Source organism: Streptomyces sp. SLBN-8D4 (genome assembly GCF_049739545.1).
In the GTDB taxonomy this organism is placed as follows: Bacteria; Actinomycetota; Actinomycetes; order Streptomycetales; family Streptomycetaceae; genus Streptomyces; species Streptomyces canus_C.
On the sequence record NZ_JBMGQC010000001.1, the window covers coordinates 3,140,881 to 3,158,904 of the forward strand.

At 70.5% G+C, this 18,024-nt stretch carries 10 protein-coding genes; 9 read left to right on the plus strand and 1 reads right to left on the minus strand.

Translation table 11 applies throughout. The features are described from left to right. Nucleotides 1-11: 11 nt before the first annotated feature. The 5 genes from RKD20_RS13730 to RKD20_RS13750 all read left to right on the plus strand — a co-directional run bounded on the left by RKD20_RS13730 (nucleotide 12) and on the right by RKD20_RS13750 (nucleotide 8,314). Nucleotides 12-1,730 (plus strand): ABC transporter transmembrane domain-containing protein, encoded by a 1,719-nt coding sequence (locus RKD20_RS13730; RefSeq protein WP_424877984.1) that lies wholly within the window; start codon nucleotides 12-14, stop codon nucleotides 1,728-1,730. Beyond that, entirely contained in the window at nucleotides 1,727-3,481 is a 1,755-nt protein-coding gene (locus tag RKD20_RS13735) for an ABC transporter ATP-binding protein (protein ID WP_424877985.1), read from the plus strand. The genes RKD20_RS13730 and RKD20_RS13735 overlap by 4 nt, the downstream gene beginning before the upstream one ends. 254 nt (nucleotides 3,482-3,735) lie before the next feature. After that, on the plus strand, nucleotides 3,736-5,781 hold the full coding sequence (locus tag RKD20_RS13740; RefSeq protein WP_424877986.1) for a M4 family metallopeptidase: 2,046 nt from the start codon (nucleotides 3,736-3,738) through the stop codon (nucleotides 5,779-5,781). A gap of 284 nt (nucleotides 5,782-6,065) precedes the next feature. Beyond that, complete coding sequence (locus RKD20_RS13745) at nucleotides 6,066-7,733, plus strand: M4 family metallopeptidase (RefSeq protein ID WP_424877987.1); 1,668 nt, start codon at nucleotides 6,066-6,068, stop codon at nucleotides 7,731-7,733. A gap of 71 nt (nucleotides 7,734-7,804) precedes the next feature. Beyond that, nucleotides 7,805-8,314: a DUF1990 domain-containing protein gene (locus RKD20_RS13750; RefSeq protein WP_020124568.1), complete on the plus strand. Its 510-nt coding sequence runs from the start codon at nucleotides 7,805-7,807 to the stop codon at nucleotides 8,312-8,314. Between the two features lie 30 nt (nucleotides 8,315-8,344). Here RKD20_RS13750 and RKD20_RS13755 read toward each other — a convergent pair whose 3' ends face one another. Further along, nucleotides 8,345-10,963, minus strand: coding sequence for a glycosyltransferase family 1 protein (locus tag RKD20_RS13755; protein ID WP_424877988.1), 2,619 nt, complete (start codon nucleotides 10,961-10,963; stop codon nucleotides 8,345-8,347). Between the two features lie 339 nt (nucleotides 10,964-11,302). Between RKD20_RS13755 and RKD20_RS13760 the strand changes: the two genes are divergently transcribed. The 4 genes from RKD20_RS13760 (at nucleotide 11,303) to RKD20_RS13775 (ending at nucleotide 17,995) form a co-directional block, all read left to right on the plus strand. Further along, entirely contained in the window at nucleotides 11,303-12,505 is a 1,203-nt protein-coding gene (locus tag RKD20_RS13760; protein WP_424877989.1) for a S8 family peptidase, read from the plus strand. A gap of 217 nt (nucleotides 12,506-12,722) precedes the next feature. Further along, nucleotides 12,723-14,813: an alpha-1,4-glucan--maltose-1-phosphate maltosyltransferase gene (locus RKD20_RS13765; protein WP_424877990.1), complete on the plus strand. Its 2,091-nt coding sequence runs from the start codon at nucleotides 12,723-12,725 to the stop codon at nucleotides 14,811-14,813. Further along, on the plus strand, nucleotides 14,810-16,510 hold the full coding sequence (gene treS, locus RKD20_RS13770; RefSeq protein WP_424877991.1) for a maltose alpha-D-glucosyltransferase: 1,701 nt from the start codon (nucleotides 14,810-14,812) through the stop codon (nucleotides 16,508-16,510). Before RKD20_RS13765 ends, treS begins: the two co-directional genes overlap by 4 nt. Nucleotides 16,511-16,606: 96 nt before the next feature. Then, complete coding sequence (locus tag RKD20_RS13775) at nucleotides 16,607-17,995, plus strand: maltokinase N-terminal cap-like domain-containing protein (RefSeq protein WP_424877992.1); 1,389 nt, start codon at nucleotides 16,607-16,609, stop codon at nucleotides 17,993-17,995. The last annotated feature ends 29 nt before the right edge of the window (nucleotides 17,996-18,024 follow it).

Consider the following 18,024-nt stretch of genomic DNA (forward strand, 5'->3'; position numbering starts at 1 on the left):
CAGGGGGATGTGTGATCGACGCGTACGAGGACCCGGGCACGCCCGATGTCCGGGGCGGCTGGCGGTATCTGTGGTGGCTGGTGCGCTGTCAGCCGGGGCGGTCCGTGGCCGGGGCGCTGCTGGGCAGTTCCTGGATGGTGCTGCTGGCGGCGACGCCCTATCTGATGGCCAAGGCGATCGACGAAGGTCTTGAGCCGGGCGACTGGGCGGCGCTGGCCGGCTGGAGCTTCGCGCTGTTCGCGGTCGGTTCGTTCAACGCCTGGCTGAGCATCATGCGGCATCGCACGATGACCCGGGTGCGGATGGACGCCAACTTCCGCACGGTCAAGGTGGTCGTCGGGCAGGCGGTCCGTCTCGGCGCCGCGCTCTCGCGCCGGACCGGGGCCGGGGAGGTCGTCACGATCGGCGTGGGCGACGTGCAGACGATCGCCGGCGCCCTGACCGTCGTCGGCCCGGGCGTGGGCGCGTGCGTCGCCTATCTGACGGTCGCCGCCCTGCTGGTGTCGGTGTCCCCGGTCCTCGCTGCCGTCGTCCTCCTCGGCATCCCGGCGATCGTCGTCCTCGTGGGCCCCTTCCTGTCCCGCCTCCAGGGCACCGAGACGGAGTACCGCAACCGCCAGGGCGTCCTCACCGCCCGTATCGCCGACCTCGCGGGCGGCCTGCGCGTCCTCAACGGCCTCGGCGGCAAGAACCTGGTCGCCGACGCCTTCCACCGCGACAGCCAACGCCTGCGGGCCCAGGGCTACCGGGTGGGCGCGGTCACCAGCTGGGTCCAGGCCCTCGGCGTCGGCCTGCCCACCCTGTTCCTCGCCGTCGTCACCTGGCTCGCGGCCCGCCTGGCCGCCGAAGGGGACATCACCGTGGGCGAGTTGGTGGCGGTGTACGGCTATGTCGCGGTCCTGGTGGGGCCGGTGGCGTTCTGGGTGGAGTGCGGCTACCAACTGAGCCGGGGGGTGGTGGCGGCGAGGCGGGTGGTGCGGTTCCTGCGGCTGGAGCCGATGGAGGACCGGGGCACGCGGGACGCTCCCGCGGAGCCCTCGGTACTGCATGATCCCGAGTCGGGCGTCAGCATCCTGCCGGGACGTATGACAGCCCTGGCCTCAGCGCACCCGGCAGACACGGCGACCGTCCTGGACCGCCTGGCCCGCTACACCCCGTCCCGGGCGACCTGGGCCGGAGTCCCCCTGGACGAGATCCGGTTGCCCCAGATCAGAGAGCACATCCTGATGGCGGACCACGAGGCCGACCTGTTCGCGGGACACCTACGCGAGGTGATCGCGCCCCGAAAGGGCGCGGGGAACGGCGCGCCCAGCCCCCACGCAGCCGCAGCCGCGATACACGCAGCCGTGGCGGACGACATCGTCCAAGGTCTCCCCGACGGCCTCGACTCCTCCATCGACGCCCAGGCCCGCAACCTCTCCGGCGGCCAACGCCAGCGCATCCGCCTGGTGAGAGCCCTCCTCGCCGACCCGGAGGTCCTCCTGGCCGTGGAACCCACCTCCGCCCTGGACGCCCACACGGAAGCCCTCGTGGCCAGGCGCCTGCGCGAGGCCAGGGAAGGCCGCACCACAGCCGTCACCACCACCTCCCCCCTCGTGCTGGACCACGCCGACACAGTCCTCTACCTGGTCGACGGCAAACTCGCGGCGACCGGCACCCACCAGCAACTCCTCACCGGGGAACCGGGATACCGCGCACTGGTCGCCCGAGACGTGGAGGTCGCGAAGTGAGCAGGGGCCACCTCCCGGTCGCCGACCCGGCCACCGTACGGAGGGCGTCCGTCCGGCTGATCCGCAAGGACGCCCGCGCCTTCGCCGCCGTACTCGCCCTGAACGCGGCCGCCTCCCTCACCGGCCTCGCCGGCCCGTGGCTGCTCGGCCGGATCATCGACGAGGTGCGCGCCGGTGCGGGCGTGTCCGCGGTGGACCGGCTCTCCCTCGTCCTCGTCGGGTGCGCGAGCGCACAGCTCGCCCTCGCCCGCTGGGCCCGCTACGTCGGCCACCGCTTCGGTGAACGCACCCTGGCGCGCGTCCGCGAGGAGTTCGTGGAGCGCACGCTCGCCCTGCCCGCCTCCGTCGTGGAACGCGCGGGCACCGGTGACCTCACCGCCCGCGGTACCGCCGATGTCGCCACCGTCGGCACCACGCTCCGCGACGCGGGTCCCGAACTGCTCATCAACTCCGTGCAGTTCCTGTTCCTGCTCGTCGCGGTGTTCGTCCTGGACCCGCTGCTCGGCGCGGTCGGCGTGCTCGGGCTGTTGCCCATCTGGTTCGTCCTGCGCTGGTATCTGCGCCGGGCGAGGGACGGCTATCTGGCCGAGGGCGAGGCCACCTCCGACGTCGCCGAGATCCTGGCGGCCACCGCGTCCGGCGCACGCACGGTCGAGGCGCTGCGGCTCCAGGAGCGGCGCGTCCGGGCGAGCCGGGAGGCCCTCGACACGGCTCGCCGCACCCGCCTCTACACCCTGTACCTGCGCAGCGTGTTCTTCCCCGTGGTGGAGGTGGCCTACATCCTGCCCGTGGCCGGCGTGCTCCTGGTCGGCGGGATGCTGCACGCGCGGGGCGTGATGAGCCTGGGTTCCGTGGTGGCGGCCGCCCTGTATCTCCAGCAACTGGTCAATCCGCTCGACCAGATCCTCGTACGGGTCGAGCAACTCCAGTCGAGTGGAGCCTCGTTCGCCCGGGTGGAAGGCCTCGCCGAGGCTCCGCGAACCGATTCCGGGGACTCCCCCACCCCCGACGGCGACCGCATCGACGTCATCGACGTCCGCTACTCCTACGGCCGCGGCATCGAGGTCCTGCACGGCGTCGACCTGACCGTGCGCCCCGGCGAACGGCTCGCGGTGGTCGGCCCGTCCGGTGCCGGGAAGACCACCCTGAGCAGGCTGCTCGCGGGCGTCGACGCGCCGACCTCCGGGTCGGTGACCGTGGGCGGGGCCCCGGTCGTCGGCCTGGATCCCGAGCAGCTGCGCCGCCAGGTCGTCCTGGTCACCCAGGAGCACCACGTCTTCCTGGGCACGGTCCGCGACAACCTCCTCATCGCCGAACCCGGCGCCGGGGACGAGGAGTTGTGGGCCGCCCTGGCCGCCGTGGGAGCCGACGGGTGGGTGCGGGAGCTGCCCGAGGGGCTCGACACCGCACTCGGCGAGGACGGTTGCCGTACCGACGGCTCACAGGCTCAGCAACTCGCCCTGGCCCGGGTGGTGTTGGCGGACCCGCACACCCTGATCCTGGACGAGGCGACCGCGCTCCTCGATCCCACGACCGCGCGGCACACCGAGCGCGCCCTGGGCGCCGTACTCGAAGGGCGCACGGTCATCGCCATCGCGCACCGGCTGCACACCGCGCACGACGCCGACCGGGTGGCGGTGATGGAGGACGGCCTGCTGACCGAACTCGGCACGCACGAGGAGCTGGTGGCGGCGGACGGGGCGTACGCGGCGCTGTGGGGGTCGTGGCACGGGGGGCCGGGCGGGAACTGACCCGACGGGACCGTATATCGAACATGAACTACCGGACAACGGACTGTTTCCGGCCAAGTTTCTGACGCGCTCCTGACAGTACGGGCTTTCCGGTGCCACTCTTCCCACGGCCGCTTCACAGCAACCTCACAGATCTCTCGCTGTGTTCTGATCCGCGGCCGCCTGCACCTCGTTCCGCGTACCGCCCGGACGGTCGACCCACCGTCCGGTCTCCCCTGGCCGCGCGATCCGCGGCCGCGCAGAAGGAGTCAGTGTTGAGAGACAGTTCCTCCCACAGACGCGCCCCCCACGCCCATCACCGCAAGGCCGCCGCCGTGGCCCTCGTCGGTGTCTCGGCCCTGATCGCCGCGGCCGTCCAGTCGGGCGCCGCCACCGCGGCCCCTCAGAAGGCACCGTCGGCCGCGGGCAAAGTGCTCCCGGGCGCCGAGTCCCTCAAGCTCACCCCCGCCCAGCGCGCCGCGCTGATCCGCGAGGCGAACGCGACCAAGGCGGACACCGCCAAGGACCTCGGCCTCGGCGCCAAGGAGAAGCTGGTCGTCCGTGACGTCGTCAAGGACGGCGACGGCACGCTGCACACCCGCTACGAGCGCACCTACGACGGCCTGCCCGTCCTCGGCGGCGACCTCGTCGTGGAGACCACGAAGTCGGGCGCGACCGAGGGCGTCGTGAAGGCGACGAACAAGACCCTCAAGGTCGCCTCGGTGACGCCGAAGGTCACGGCGGCCAAGGCGTCGGCGCAGGCGCTGAAGGCCGCGCAGGCGGCCGGCGCAGACAAGGCCACCACCAACCGCGCCCCGCGCAAGGTGATCTGGGCCGGCAACGGCACCCCGACCCTGGCGTACGAGACGGTCGTCGGCGGCCTCCAGGAGGACGGCACGCCGAACGAGCTGCACGTCGTCACGGACGCGGCGACCGGCGCGAAGCTCTACGAGTACCAGGGCATCGAGACCGGCACCGGCAACACCATGTACAGCGGCACGGTCACCCTCGGCACCACGCAGTCCGGGTCGACGTACAACCTGACCGACGCGGCGCGCGGCAACCACAAGACGTACAACCTCAACCACGGCACCTCCGGCACCGGCACCCTCTTCTCGGGGCCCGACGACGTCTGGGGCAACGGCAGCGCCTCCAACGCGGAGACGGCCGGCGCCGACGCGCACTACGGTGCCGCGCTCACCTGGGACTACTACAAGAACGTGCAGGGGCGTTCGGGTATCCGCGGTGACGGGGTAGGGGCGTACTCCCGGGTCCACTACGGCAACAACTACGTCAACGCGTTCTGGGACGACAGCTGCTTCTGCATGACGTACGGCGACGGGTCGGGCAACACCCACCCGTTGACGGCGATCGACGTGGCCGGTCACGAGATGACCCACGGCGTCACGTCGAACACCGCGGGGCTCAACTACTCGGGCGAGTCCGGCGGTCTGAACGAGGCGACCTCCGACATCTTCGGCACGGCCGTGGAGTTCTACGCCAACAACTCCTCCGACGTCGGTGACTACCTCATCGGCGAGAAGATCAACATCAACGGTGACGGCACTCCGCTGCGTTACATGGACAAGCCGAGCAAGGACGGCGCGTCCAAGGACAGTTGGTACTCGGGGATCGGGTCGGTGGACGTCCACTACTCGTCCGGGCCCGCGAACCACTTCTTCTACCTCCTGTCGGAGGGCAGTGGCACCAAGACCATCAACGGTGTCACCTACAACTCCCCGACCTCGGACGGCCTTCCGGTCACCGGCATCGGCCGGGACAAGGCGGAGAAGATCTGGTTCCGCGCGCTGACCACGAAGTTCACGTCGACGACGAACTACGCGGCGGCCCGCACCGGCACCCTCGCGGCGGCCGGTGAGCTGTACGGCACGACGAGCGCCGAGTACACGGCCGTGGCGAACGCCTGGGCGGGCGTGGCGGTCGGCTCGCGTCCGGGCGGCGGCGGTGGCGGCACCTCGTTCGAGTCCACCACCGACGTATCGATTCCGGACAACGGGGCGGCGGTCAATTCGCCTATCACCGTCTCGGGGCGTACGGGCAACGCGCCCTCGAACCTCGCGGTCTCGGTCGACATCGTGCACACCTACATAGGTGACCTGCGGGTGCAGTTGATCGCTCCCGACGGCACGGCGTACACGCTGAAGGCGTACGGCACGGGTGGCAGCACGGACAACCTCAACACCACGTACACGGTGAACGCGTCCTCCGAGGTCGCCAACGGGACCTGGCAGTTGCGGGTCCAGGACAACGCGGCCCAGGACACCGGCTACATCAACGGCTGGAAGCTGACCTTCCCGTAGGCCCGCGCCCACCAAGTCAGGGCGCCGTCCCGGTGGTTCGAATCCCCGGGGCGGCGCCCTCTTTTTGCCTCTCCATGACCGACGGCTTGTTGGGGCTTTACCCAGGTCAACTCGCTTTACATGCCTGCAATGTTCATCCAGCCGTCGACTTTCAGCCAACATCACTTGGGGGTCATGACATGTACGCGCCTTGATGCCACGCTTCCTCACAACCGCCGCACAACTTCACAACCACCCCGGAAGGCAACCCCACGCCGTCCGGGCTCCCCCACGAAGGAGCTTGTGTGACCCCCCTCTACGCGCGTCACAAGCGCACCACCCTGGCCATCGCCACCGCCGTCGCGGCCGGGGCCCTGCTCACCACCGGTCTGACCACCGGAAGTGCCGCCGCCGTGACCCCGGCCGAAGGCACCGGCAAGGCCACCCTCGCGGGCGCCCCGGCCCAGCTGTCCGGGGCCGCGCGCACCTCCCTCATCAAGGAGCAGCAGGCCGACGCCGGGACCACGGCCCGGGAGATAGGCCTCGGCGCCAAGGAGAAGCTGGTCGTCAAGGACGTCGTGAGAGACGCCGACGGCACGGTCCACACCCGCTACGAGCGCACCTACGACGGCCTGCCCGTCCTCGGCGGCGACCTGGTCGTCCACGAGTCGAAGTCCGGTGCGACCGAGGGCGTCTCCAAGGCGACGAACAAGACCATCAAGGTCGCCTCGCTGACCCCCAAGCTCACCGTCGCCAAGGCCGAGGCCCAGGCGCTGACCGCCGCCAAGGCCGCGGGCTCGGACAAGACCGCCGCCGACGGCGCGCGCAAGGTGATCTGGGCCGGCTCGGGCACCCCCGTCCTCGCCTACGAGACGATCGTCGGCGGCTTCCAGGACGACGGCACCCCGAACCAGCTGCACGTCATCACCGACGCCGCCACCGGCAAGAAGCTCTACGAGTACCAGGGCATCGAGAACGCCACCGGCACCGGCAAGAGCCTGTACTCGGGCACGGTCAGCCTGGGGACCACCCTCTCGGGCTCGACGTACCAGCTGACCGACGGCACGCGCGGCAGCCACAAGACGTACAACAAGTCCCACGGCACCAGCTCGTCGGCGGGCACGCTGTTCACGGACGCCGACAACACGTGGGGCACCGGCACGGCCTCCAGCTCCGCCACCGACCAGACGGCGGCCGTCGACGCCGCCTACGGCGCGGCGGAGACCTGGGACTTCTACAAGTCCACCTTCGGCCGCAGCGGCATCAAGAACAACGGCGTCGCGGCCTACTCCCGGGTGCACTACGGCAACCAGTACGTGAACGCGTTCTGGGACGACAGCTGCTTCTGCATGACGTACGGCGACGGCGAGGGCAACGTCGACCCGCTGACCTCGCTGGACGTGGCCGGCCACGAGATGAGCCACGGCGTCACCTCGAACACGGCGGGCCTGAACTACTCCGGCGAGTCCGGCGGCCTGAACGAGGCCACCTCGGACATCTTCGGCACCGGCGTGGAGTTCTTCGCCAACAACTCGTCCGACAAGGGTGACTACCTCATCGGCGAGAAGATCAACATCAACGGCGACGGCACCCCGCTGCGCTACATGGACAAGCCCAGCAAGGACGGCGGCTCGGCGGACTCCTGGTCCTCCTCGGTCGGCAACCTGGACGTCCACTACTCGTCCGGTGTCGCCAACCACTTCTTCTACCTCCTCTCGGAGGGCAGCGGCGCGAAGACGATCAACGGCGTGAGCTACAACTCGCCGACGTCCAACGGTTCCACGGTCACCGGCATCGGCCGGGACAAGGCGCTGCAGATCTGGTACAAGGCGCTGACGACGTACTTCACGTCGACGACCAACTACAAGTCGGCGCGCACCGGCACGCTCTCGGCGGCGTCCGCCCTGTACGGCTCCACCAGCGCCGAGTACAAGGCGGTGGCTGCGGCCTGGTCCGCGGTCAACGTGAGCTAGTACCCGGAGAGGCTCCACGGGCGGTACCCGGAACGAAGGTATTTCCGGGTACCGCCCTACTCTTGGGTCCCATGTCCTTCACGTACGACGACGTCGGCGCGACCCGGCGGAGCGGTTTCTGCCCGCCCGGCTTCCACCCCCTGCATGTCCGCACGCGCATAGGCGAGGGCCACGACGTCTTCCGGAAGGCCTCCGAGGCGGTCCTGACCTGGGAGATGCACCGCGCCCTCGGCGTCGGCATAGACGCCACCGCGGACCGCGCGGCCCCCGACGTGGACGTCACGGTCACCCTGGCCGGCGTCATCAAGGCCCCCTGCCGGGTCGTCTGGACGGTCGAGGAACACCGCCGCGCGGGCTGGGCCTACGGCACCCTGACCGGCCACCCCGAATGCGGCGAGGAGTCCTTCGTCGTCGACCGCACGGGCGACGGCACGGTGTGGCTGACGGTGTCGGCCTTCAGCAGGGGCGCGAAGTGGTACTCCAGGGCGGGCGGCCCGGCGACCCGCGGACTCCAGCACGCCTACGCCCGGCGGTGCGGGGCCGTACTGCGCAGGCTGTGCGGCGGCGAGGACGCGGGCTGAGCGCGGCGGCCCGGCCCGCGTCCCCTCCGCTCACCGCATCAGCACTCCCGCCCCCTCCACCACGTCCTCCGAAGGCACCGCCACCACACCCAGCTCCGCGCCCGACGCCAGCAGCCGATGCGCGGGCAGGATGCGAACCGTGTAGCCGAAGGGGCCCGTCCGGTCCAGGGACAGCGGGCCTTCGTACACCCACCGGCCCTCCGGGTCCGGGCCGCCCACCGGCTTCAGCGGGACCGTCGCCGCGTCCGCGATGCGGTCCTCCTCGTCCACCCGGCCGGAGACCGCCTGGACCTCCACGTCGTCCGGGCCGAGGGCGCCGAGGCCGACGCGGACCCGGAGTCCGAGCGTGGTGCCGAGTTCGGCCGTGGTCGTCGCGGCCGTGGTCTCCACGTGGTCGACGGTCACACCGTGCCACTGCTCCCGCACCCTGGCCTTCCACTCCGCCAGTTCGCGCGCCGCGTCCGGGGCCATCGTGCGGTGGGCGTGGGCCGCGGGGGCGTAGAGGCGCTCGACGTACTCGCGGACCATGCGGCCCGCCAGGACCTTCGGGCCCAGCAGGGTGAGCGTCTGGCGGACCATCTCGATCCAGCGGTCGGGCAGGCCGCCCTGGCCGCGCTCGTAGAAGCGGGGGGTCACCCGCTGTTCGAGCAGTTCGTAGAGGGCGTCGGCCTCTATGTCGTCGCGCCGGTCGGGATCGGTCCCCGCCCCGTCGGCGGTCGGGATCGCCCAGCCGAAGTCGGGCTGGAACCACTCGTCCCACCAGCCGTCGAGGACGGAGAGGTTCAGGCAGCCGTTCAGAGCCGCCTTCATCCCGCTCGTCCCGCACGCCTCCAGCGGCCGCAGCGGGTTGTTGAGCCAGATGTCGCAGCCCGGGTAGAGCTTCTGCGCCATCGCCATGCCGTAGTCGGGCAGGAAGACGATCCGGTGGCGGACCCGCGGGTCGTCGGCGAACCGCACCAGCTCCTGGACCAGCCGCTTCCCGCCGTCGTCCGCCGGGTGCGCCTTGCCCGCCACCACGATCTGGATCGGGCGCTCGGGGTGCAGCAGCAGGTCCATCAGACGGTCGCGGTCCCGCAGCATGAGGGTGAGCCGCTTGTACGACGGGACGCGGCGCGCGAATCCGATCGTCAGCACGTCGGGGTCGAGGACGCCGTCGATCCAGCCCAACTCCGCTGTCCCGGCGCCGCGTTGACGCCAGGACGCGCGCAGCCGCTCGCGCACCTCCATCACCAGCTGCTCCCGCAGCGAACGGCGCAGTTCCCAGATGTCCTGGTCGGGGATGTCCCCCACGGCGTCCCAGCGGTCCGAGCCGCCGACGGTCAGCGCGTCCTCGGTGCGCTGGGCGCCGATCTGCCGGGCGCCGAGCCGGAACACCTCGGGCGCGACCCAGGTCGGGGCGTGCACCCCGTTGGTCACGGAGGTGATCGGTACCTCCTCCGGGTCGAATCCCGGCCAGAGTCCGGAGAACATCTCCCGGCTGACCTGCCCGTGCAACAGGGAGACGCCGTTGGCGCGTTGGGCCAGCCGCAGGCCCATCACGGCCATGTTGAAGAGGTTGGGTTCGCCGCCGGGGTAGGTCTCCATGCCGAGGGCGAGGATGCGGCCCACGTCCATGCGCGGGAGTTCGGCGTCGGGGCCGAAGTGCCGGGCGACCAGTTCCCGGTCGAAGCGGTCGATGCCGGCCGGGACGGGGGTGTGCGTGGTGAACACCGTCCCCGCGCGGACCGCCTCCAGGCCCGCGTCGAAGTCGAGTCCCTGGTCGCAGAGCTCGGCGATCCGCTCCAGGCCGAGGAACCCGGCGTGCCCCTCGTTGGTGTGGAAGACCTCGGGGTCGGCGTGGCCGGTCAGCCGGCAGTACGTGCGTACGGCGCGGACACCCCCTATGCCGAGGAGCATCTCCTGGAGCAGCCGGTGTTCGCTGCCGCCACCGTAGAGCCGGTCGGTCACCCCGCGTTCGCCGAGGTCGTTCTCCTCGACGTCGGAGTCCAGCATCAGCAGGGGCACCCGGCCGACCTGGGCGAGCCAGATCCGGGCGTGCAGCCGCTTGCCGCCGGGGAGGGCCAGCGACACCTGTGCCGGGGTGCCGTCGGCCTCCCTCAGCAGCGCCACGGGCAGCTCGTTGGGGTCCAGGACCGGATAGTGCTCCTGCTGCCAGCCGTCCCGGGACAGGGACTGGCGGAAGTAGCCGTGGCGGTACAGCAGGCCCACGCCGATCAGCGGTACGCCCAGGTCACTGGCCGCCTTCAGATGGTCGCCGGCCAGGATTCCCAGTCCGCCGGAGTACTGCGGCAGGGCGGCGGTGACGCCGAACTCGGGTGAGAAGTAGGCGACGGCGGCCGGGAGTTCACCGGGATGGGCCTGGTACCAGCGCTCTCCGGTGACGTAGTCGTGGAGATCGTCGGCGACCGCGGTGAGCCGGCGCAGGAAGTGGCGGTCCTCGGCGAGTTCGGCGAGCCGGGCGGGGCGCACGCTGCCGAGCAGCCGTACGGGATCATCGCCCGACGCGGCCCAGTGCTCCGGGTCGACGGACTGGAAGAGATCACGGGTCTCCGCGTGCCAGGACCAGCGCAGATTGCGCGCCAGATCGCTCAGGGGCCGCAGGGCATCGGGGAGTAGGGGTCGGACGGTGAATCGACGGATCGCCTTCACATTCCACCTCGGCGCGCGAGCGGAGTGGGACACACGACGGTGTGCGTCCCGTCTTCAGCCTCGACCGTATCCGTGCGGAGGGTCTCGTCACCACGGCGCAGTTCACGGCAGAAGGCCGTGTCATCCCCAAGCCGTTCCGCATCGAACAGTCCGGAAATCACCGCAACCACCGCAACCTCACCACGTCACCTGATAGCCGATATGGCCGATTACACCCCCACAGGCGTCCTTGTGGTACTTCACACCGCACGAGAGGCTTCCCCATGGCGTACCGGCCGCCGCCGGGTGATCCGGCGGACCGCGGCCGCGTACGCCGAGCTGAGGAGGGGAACTCAAGTCATGGCACGGACGCGAGAGCGGCGTCTGCGCTGGGTGGGGGGCCTGACCGCGGCGAGCTGTGCCGCCGCACTTTCGGCCATCACCCTGCCCGCGCACGCCGCACCGGAAGGGCGGATACTCGGCGCCGGAGAGCCCGGTTCCGTCAGCGGGAGTTACCTGGTGACACTCAAGGGGGGAACGAAGGCACCCTCGGCGACCGGAAAGGGCCTCGCCGGGAAGTACGGGGCGAGAATCAGCCATACCTACGACACGGTCCTCAACGGCTACGCGGTCCGGGCCGACGAGAGACAGGCCCGGAGACTCGCGGCGGACCCACGGGTGACCTCGGTCGTCCAGGACACCCGGGTGACCCTGGAGGGCACCCAGAAGAATCCGCCGTCCTGGGGCCTCGACCGCGTCGACCAGCCGAAGCCGTCGCTGGACAGGTCCTACACCTGGCCGCGGTCCGCGGGCGCCGGGACGACGGTGTACGTGATCGACACCGGCATCCGGATCTCCCACAAGGACTTCGGGGGCCGGGCGTCCTACGGCTGGGACTTCGTCGGGGGCGACGGCTCGGCGGGCGACGGCAACGGCCACGGCACCCATGTGGCGGCCACCGTCGCCGGCACCGGGTACGGCGTCGCCAAAAAGGCCGAGGTGGTCGCCGTACGCGTCCTCGACAACACCGGATCGGGCACGATCGCCCAGGTCATCGCCGGTATCGACTGGGTCACGAGGCACGCTCGGAAACCGGCGGTCGCCAACCTCAGCCTGGGCGGTTATCACAGCGCCCAGCTGGACGCCGCCGTACGCGCCTCGATCGCGTCCGGAGTGACCTACACGGTCGCCGCGGGCAACGACGGCCTGTCGGCCGGGCTCTACTCGCCCGCCGACGTGTCCCAGGCGATCACGGTCGGCGCGACCGACCCGAAGGACCGGCGGGCGGGCTTCTCCAACTACGGCCCGTCCCTCGACCTCTTCGCACCAGGAGTCTCGATCACCTCGGCGGGCATCACCGGTGACACCGCCAGGGCGACCTCCTCGGGCACGTCGATGGCGTCCCCGCACGCGGCGGGCGCGGCCGCGCTGTACCTGGCCGACCACCCGAGGGCCACTCCGGCGCAGGTCGGCAAAGCGCTGGTGAAATCGGCGGCGACCGGGAAGGTGTCCGGTCGGGGAGCCGGTTCACCGGACAGACTCCTCCAGGTGCCCGGTTCCTAGGGGAAGTGTCCGCAAAGCGGTCCCGTTCGGCCGGAACGGGGCCGGTTTTGTGCAAAGACATACGCGTGAGTAGTTAGCAAAGTGCCGGATTGCCCACCCGGAAAGGGTGGGAAGGCTCCTCCGGTACACGGCTCAGGTAAGTTCACCGGTACGCCCCGCAGGACCCCCCTCCCCACATCCATCCGCCCACCCGAAGTTGACGCGGACAGGAGCGGTCATGCCCGCCACGCACCAACCGTCAGCACCCCTGACATCCAGCACCGACGCATCCACCCAGCGCGCTGTCGACCCCGGACCACCGCCCCAGGAGCGACCCTCCACGCAGGCGGGACCGGCTACGGCCGTCGGGCGCATACCCGTCCTCGACGTCCGCCCCGCCGTCCAGCGCGGACGCCGGCCCGCCAAGGCGGTCACCGGTGAGACGTTCGAGATCTCGGCCACCGTGTTCCGTGAGGGTCATGACGCGGTCGCCGCCAATGTCGTACTGAAGGATCCGGAAGGCCGCGCCGGACCCTGGACACCCATGCGAGAACTGGCCCCGGGCACCGATCGCTGGGGCGCCACCGTCTCCGCGGGCACGCCCGGCCTGTGGACCTTCGCCGTCGAGGCCTGGGGCGACCCCATCACCACCTGGCGGCACCACGCCCAGATCAAGATCCCGGCCGGCATGGACACCGAACTGGTCCTGGAGGAGGGCGCCCGGCTCTACGAGCGGGCCGCGGCCGGAGTCCCCGACGACGGGCGCAACGGCGTGATCCTCGCGGCCGTCCGCGCCCTCCGCGACGAGACCCGGCCGGCCGCCGCCCGCCTCGCCGCCGCGCTGACGCCGGAGGTGGACGCCGTGCTGGCGCGGTATCCGCTGCGGGAGTTGATCACGGCGTCGGAGTCGTTGCCGCTGCTGGTGGAGCGGGAGCGGGCGTTGTTCGGGTCGTGGTACGAGTTCTTCCCGCGCTCGGAGGGCACCCCGGAGCAGCCGCACGGGACGTTCCGTACGGCTGCCCGCCGGCTGCCGGCGATCGCCGCGATGGGCTTCGACGTGCTCTACCTGCCGCCGATCCATCCGATCGGCACGACCTTCCGCAAGGGCCGCAACAACACCCTGTCGGCCGGGCCGGACGATGTGGGCGTGCCCTGGGCGATCGGCTCGCCGGAGGGCGGGCACGACGCGGTCCACCCGGACCTGGGCACGATCGAGGACTTCGACTGGTTCGTCCGGGAAGCCGCACGGCACGGTCTGGAGGTCGCTCTGGACTTCGCCCTGCAGTGCTCGCCGGACCACCCCTGGGTGCAGAAGCATCCGGAGTGGTTCCACCACCGTCCGGACGGCACCATCGCCTATGCGGAGAACCCGCCGAAGAAGTACCAGGACATCTACCCGATCGCCTTCGACGCCGACATGGACGGGCTGATCGCGGAGACCACCCGGGTGCTGCGGCACTGGATGGACCACGGGGTGCGGATCTTCCGGGTGGACAATCCGCACACCAAGCCGGTGGTGTTCTGGGAGCGGGTGATCGCCGACATCAACGCCACCGACCCGGATGTGATCTTCCTGGCGGAGGCGTTCACGCGGCCGGCGATGATGCACACCCTGGCCCAGATCGGCTTCCAGCAGTCCTACACGTACTTCACCTGGCGCACCACCAAGCAGGAGCTCACCGAGTACCTGACGGAGCTGTCCGGTGAGGCGGCCTCCTACATGCGGCCGAACTTCTTCGCGAACACCCCCGACATCCTGCACGCCTTCCTGCAGCACGGCGGCCGTCCCGCGTTCGCGCTGCGCGCGGTCCTGGCCGCGACCCTCTCGCCGACCTGGGGCATCTACTCCGGCTACGAACTGGCCGAGAACACCGCGCTGCGCGAGGGCAGCGAGGAGTACATGAACTCGGAGAAGTACCAGCTCAAGACCCGCGACTGGGACGCTCCCGACTCCCTCGCCCCCCTGATCACCCAGCTCAACACCGTCAGGCGGGACAATCCGGCCCTACGGCAGTTGCGCGACCTCCACTTCCACCACGCGGACAAGGACGAGGTGATCGCGTACTCGAAGCGGCGCGGCTCGAACACGGTTCTGGTGGTCGTGAACCTCGACCCGCACCACACCCAGGAGGCCACGGTCTCGTTGGACATGCCGCAACTCGGCCTGGATTGGCACGAGTCGGTGCCGGTGCGCGACGAGCTCACCGGTGAGACCTATCACTGGGGCAGGACGAACTACGTGCGTCTCGAACCGGGCACGCGCCCCGCGCACATCCTCACCGTCCTGCGACCGTCCACCCCGCAGATCGGAGGGTCACCCACAATATGATCGTCAACGAGCCCGTCCACGACACCTTCGAGGACACCCCGGCCAAGGACCGTGACCCGGACTGGTTCAAGCGGGCGGTGTTCTACGAGGTCCTCGTCCGCTCCTTCCAGGACAGCAACGGCGACGGCGTCGGCGACCTCAAGGGCCTGACCGCCAAGCTGGACTACCTCCAGTGGCTGGGCGTGGACTGCCTGTGGCTGCCGCCCTTCTTCAAGTCACCTCTGCGAGACGGCGGTTACGACGTCTCGGACTACACCGCCGTCCTCCCGGAGTTCGGTGACCTCGCCGACTTCGTGGAGTTCGTCGACGCCGCCCACCACCGCGGCATGCGCGTGATCATCGACTTCGTCATGAACCACACCAGCGACCAGCACCCGTGGTTCCAGGAGTCCCGCAAGGACCCCGACGGCCCCTACGGCGACTACTACGTGTGGGCGGACGACGACAAGCAGTACCAGGACGCGCGGATCATCTTCGTCGACACCGAGGCCTCCAACTGGACCTTCGACCCGGTCCGCAAGCAGTACTACTGGCACCGCTTCTTCTCCCACCAGCCGGACCTCAACTACGAGAACCCGGCGGTCCAGGAGGAGATCATCTCCGCGCTGCGGTTCTGGCTGGACCTGGGCATCGACGGCTTCCGCCTCGACGCCGTGCCGTACCTGTACCAGCAGGAGGCCACCAACTGCGAAAACCTTCCGGCAACCCACGAGTTCCTCAAGCGGGTCCGCAAGGAGATCGACGCGTCCTACCCGGACACGGTCCTGCTGGCGGAGGCGAACCAGTGGCCCGAGGACGTCGTCGACTACTTCGGCGACTACCAGGCCGGCGGCGACGAGTGCCACATGGCCTTCCACTTCCCGGTCATGCCGCGCATCTTCATGGCGGTCCGCCGCGAGTCCCGCTACCCGGTCTCGGAAATCCTCGCCAAGACGCCCGCGATCCCCGCCGGCTGCCAGTGGGGCATCTTCCTGCGCAACCACGACGAGCTGACCCTCGAAATGGTGACCGACGAGGAACGCGACTACATGTGGGCCGAGTACGCCAAGGACCCACGGATGCGCGCCAACATCGGCATCCGCCGCCGGCTCGCCCCGCTCCTCGACAACGACCGCAACCAGATCGAGCTCTTCACCGCGCTGCTCCTGTCGCTCCCCGGCTCGCCGATCCTCTACTACGGCGACGAGATCGGCATGGGCGACAACATCTGGCTCGGCGACCGGGACGCCGTCCGCACCCCGATGCAGTGGACACCGGACCGTAACGCAGGCTTTTCCTCCTGTGACCCCGGGCGGCTCTATCTGCCGACCATCATGGACCCGGTCCACGGCTACCAGGTCACCAACGTCGAGGCGTCGATGGCGTCGCCCTCCTCGTTGCTGCACTGGACGCGCCGGATGATCGAGATCCGCAAGCAGAACGCCGCCTTCGGCCTCGGCTCGTACACCGAGCTCCCGTCGTCGAACCCGGCGGTGATCGCGTTCCTGCGGGAGTACGAGGACGACCTGGTCCTGTGCGTGCACAACTTCTCCAGGTTCGCGCAGCCGACGGAACTCGATCTGAGCGCCTTCAACGGACGGCACCCGGTCGAGCTGTTCGGTGGGGTGCGGTTCCCGGCCATCGGCGATCTGCCGTACTTGCTGACGCTCGCCGGGCACGGGTTCTACTGGTTCCGGCTCCGCAAGGACGCCGCATAACCGACGAGGACCCGGGCGGGGCGGTTTCCACCGCCCCGCCCGGGGCACGCATCAGTAACACCCCGACCAGCCAGCCCGGGGAAAGGACGCCACGCCATGTCGGAAGCCGTCACCCGTACCGCCACGACAAGTCCAGGCCTCCTCGCCTCACTGGACCCACTCCTGCGCGAGTGGCTGCCGCGGCAGCGCTGGTTCGCTGGCAAGGGGCGCCCGGTCACCGGGTTCTCGCTGGTGGAGGCCACCGAGCTGCTGCCGCCCACCGCCAAGCTCGGTCTGTACCACCTGCTGGTCCGCGCCCACCAGCCACTCACCGTGGGCGCCCCGCCGCACCCCGGGGACTGCTACCAGCTCCTCATAGGAGTGCGCGAGGCGCTGCCGCCCCGGCTGGCGCCCGCGCTGATCGGCCATGTCGAGGAGGGCCCGCTCGCCGGGCGTACCGCGTACGACGCCCTCCACGACCCGCTGCCCGCCGAACTGCTCCTGGAGGCGATCCGCTCCGGGAGCCGGATCGGCGGGCTGCGTTTCGAACGGGACCCTGACCAGGAGATCCGGGAGGGTCTGGTGGCCCGGGTGATGACCGCCGAGCAGTCCAACTCGTCGATCGTCTACGGAGATACGTTCATCCTGAAACTCCTGCGCCGGATCGTGCCCGGCGTCAACCCCGACCTGGAGCTGCCGCTGGCGCTGGCCCGCGAGAGCTGCCCCCGGGTGCCCGCGCCGACGGGGTGGCTGCGGGCGGAGCTGGCGGGAGAGCCGTACACCCTCGGAGTGCTCCAGCCCTTCGTGCAGGGTGCTTCGGACGGCTGGGAGCTGGCCCTGCGGGAGCTCGCCAAGGGCGAGGACTTCAGCGCCGAGGCGCACGCGCTCGGGCGGGCCACCGCCGAGGTGCACACCGCGCTCGCCCGGACGCTGCCGACCGTGACACTGGGCCACCAGCAGCTCCAGTTGCTGGTCGACGGCATGATCGAGCGGCTGGAGGCGGCCGTGCAGGCGGTCCCCGCGCTGCGGCCGCACGCGCCGGGCCTGCGCTCCGCCTTCACCGCGCTGGGCGATCTCGCCTCCGAGGGCCGCACCTGGACCGCGCAGCGCATCCACGGCGACCTCCACCTCGGCCAGTGTCTGCGCTCGGCCGCCGGGCACTGGTCGCTGATCGACTTCGAGGGCGAGCCGTCCAAGCCGCTCTCCGAACGCCGGCTGCCGCAGCCCACGGCCCGGGACGTCGCCGGGATGCTGCGCTCCTTCGACTACGCGGCACACTCGACCGACCTGCCGGTACCGGGCTGGGCCGAGGCGTGCCGGGCCGCGTACTGTTCCGGATACGCCGAGGTCAGCGGCGTGGACCCGCGGACCGATCCGGTGCTGCTGCGTGCGTACGAGACCGACAAGGCGATCTACGAGGTCGTCTACGAGGCCCGGCACCGCCCGGACTGGCTGCAGGTGCCGATGGCCGCGGTCGCGCGGTACGCGTCGTCCGACCTGATCTGACCCGACCTGACCTTCGCCAAGGAGGCTCC

Excerpts from the sequence above, each read along its gene's own strand:
- RKD20_RS13750 (WP_020124568.1), top strand. The coding sequence starts at position 7,805 with ATGTCCTTCACGTACGACGACGTCGGCGCGACCCGGCGGAGCGGTTTC.
- RKD20_RS13760 (WP_424877989.1), top strand. The coding sequence starts at position 11,303 with ATGGCACGGACGCGAGAGCGGCGTCTGCGCTGGGTGGGGGGCCTGACC.
- RKD20_RS13765 (WP_424877990.1), top strand. The coding sequence starts at position 12,723 with ATGCCCGCCACGCACCAACCGTCAGCACCCCTGACATCCAGCACCGAC.
- treS (WP_424877991.1), top strand. The coding sequence starts at position 14,810 with ATGATCGTCAACGAGCCCGTCCACGACACCTTCGAGGACACCCCGGCC.
- RKD20_RS13775 (WP_424877992.1), top strand. The coding sequence starts at position 16,607 with ATGTCGGAAGCCGTCACCCGTACCGCCACGACAAGTCCAGGCCTCCTC.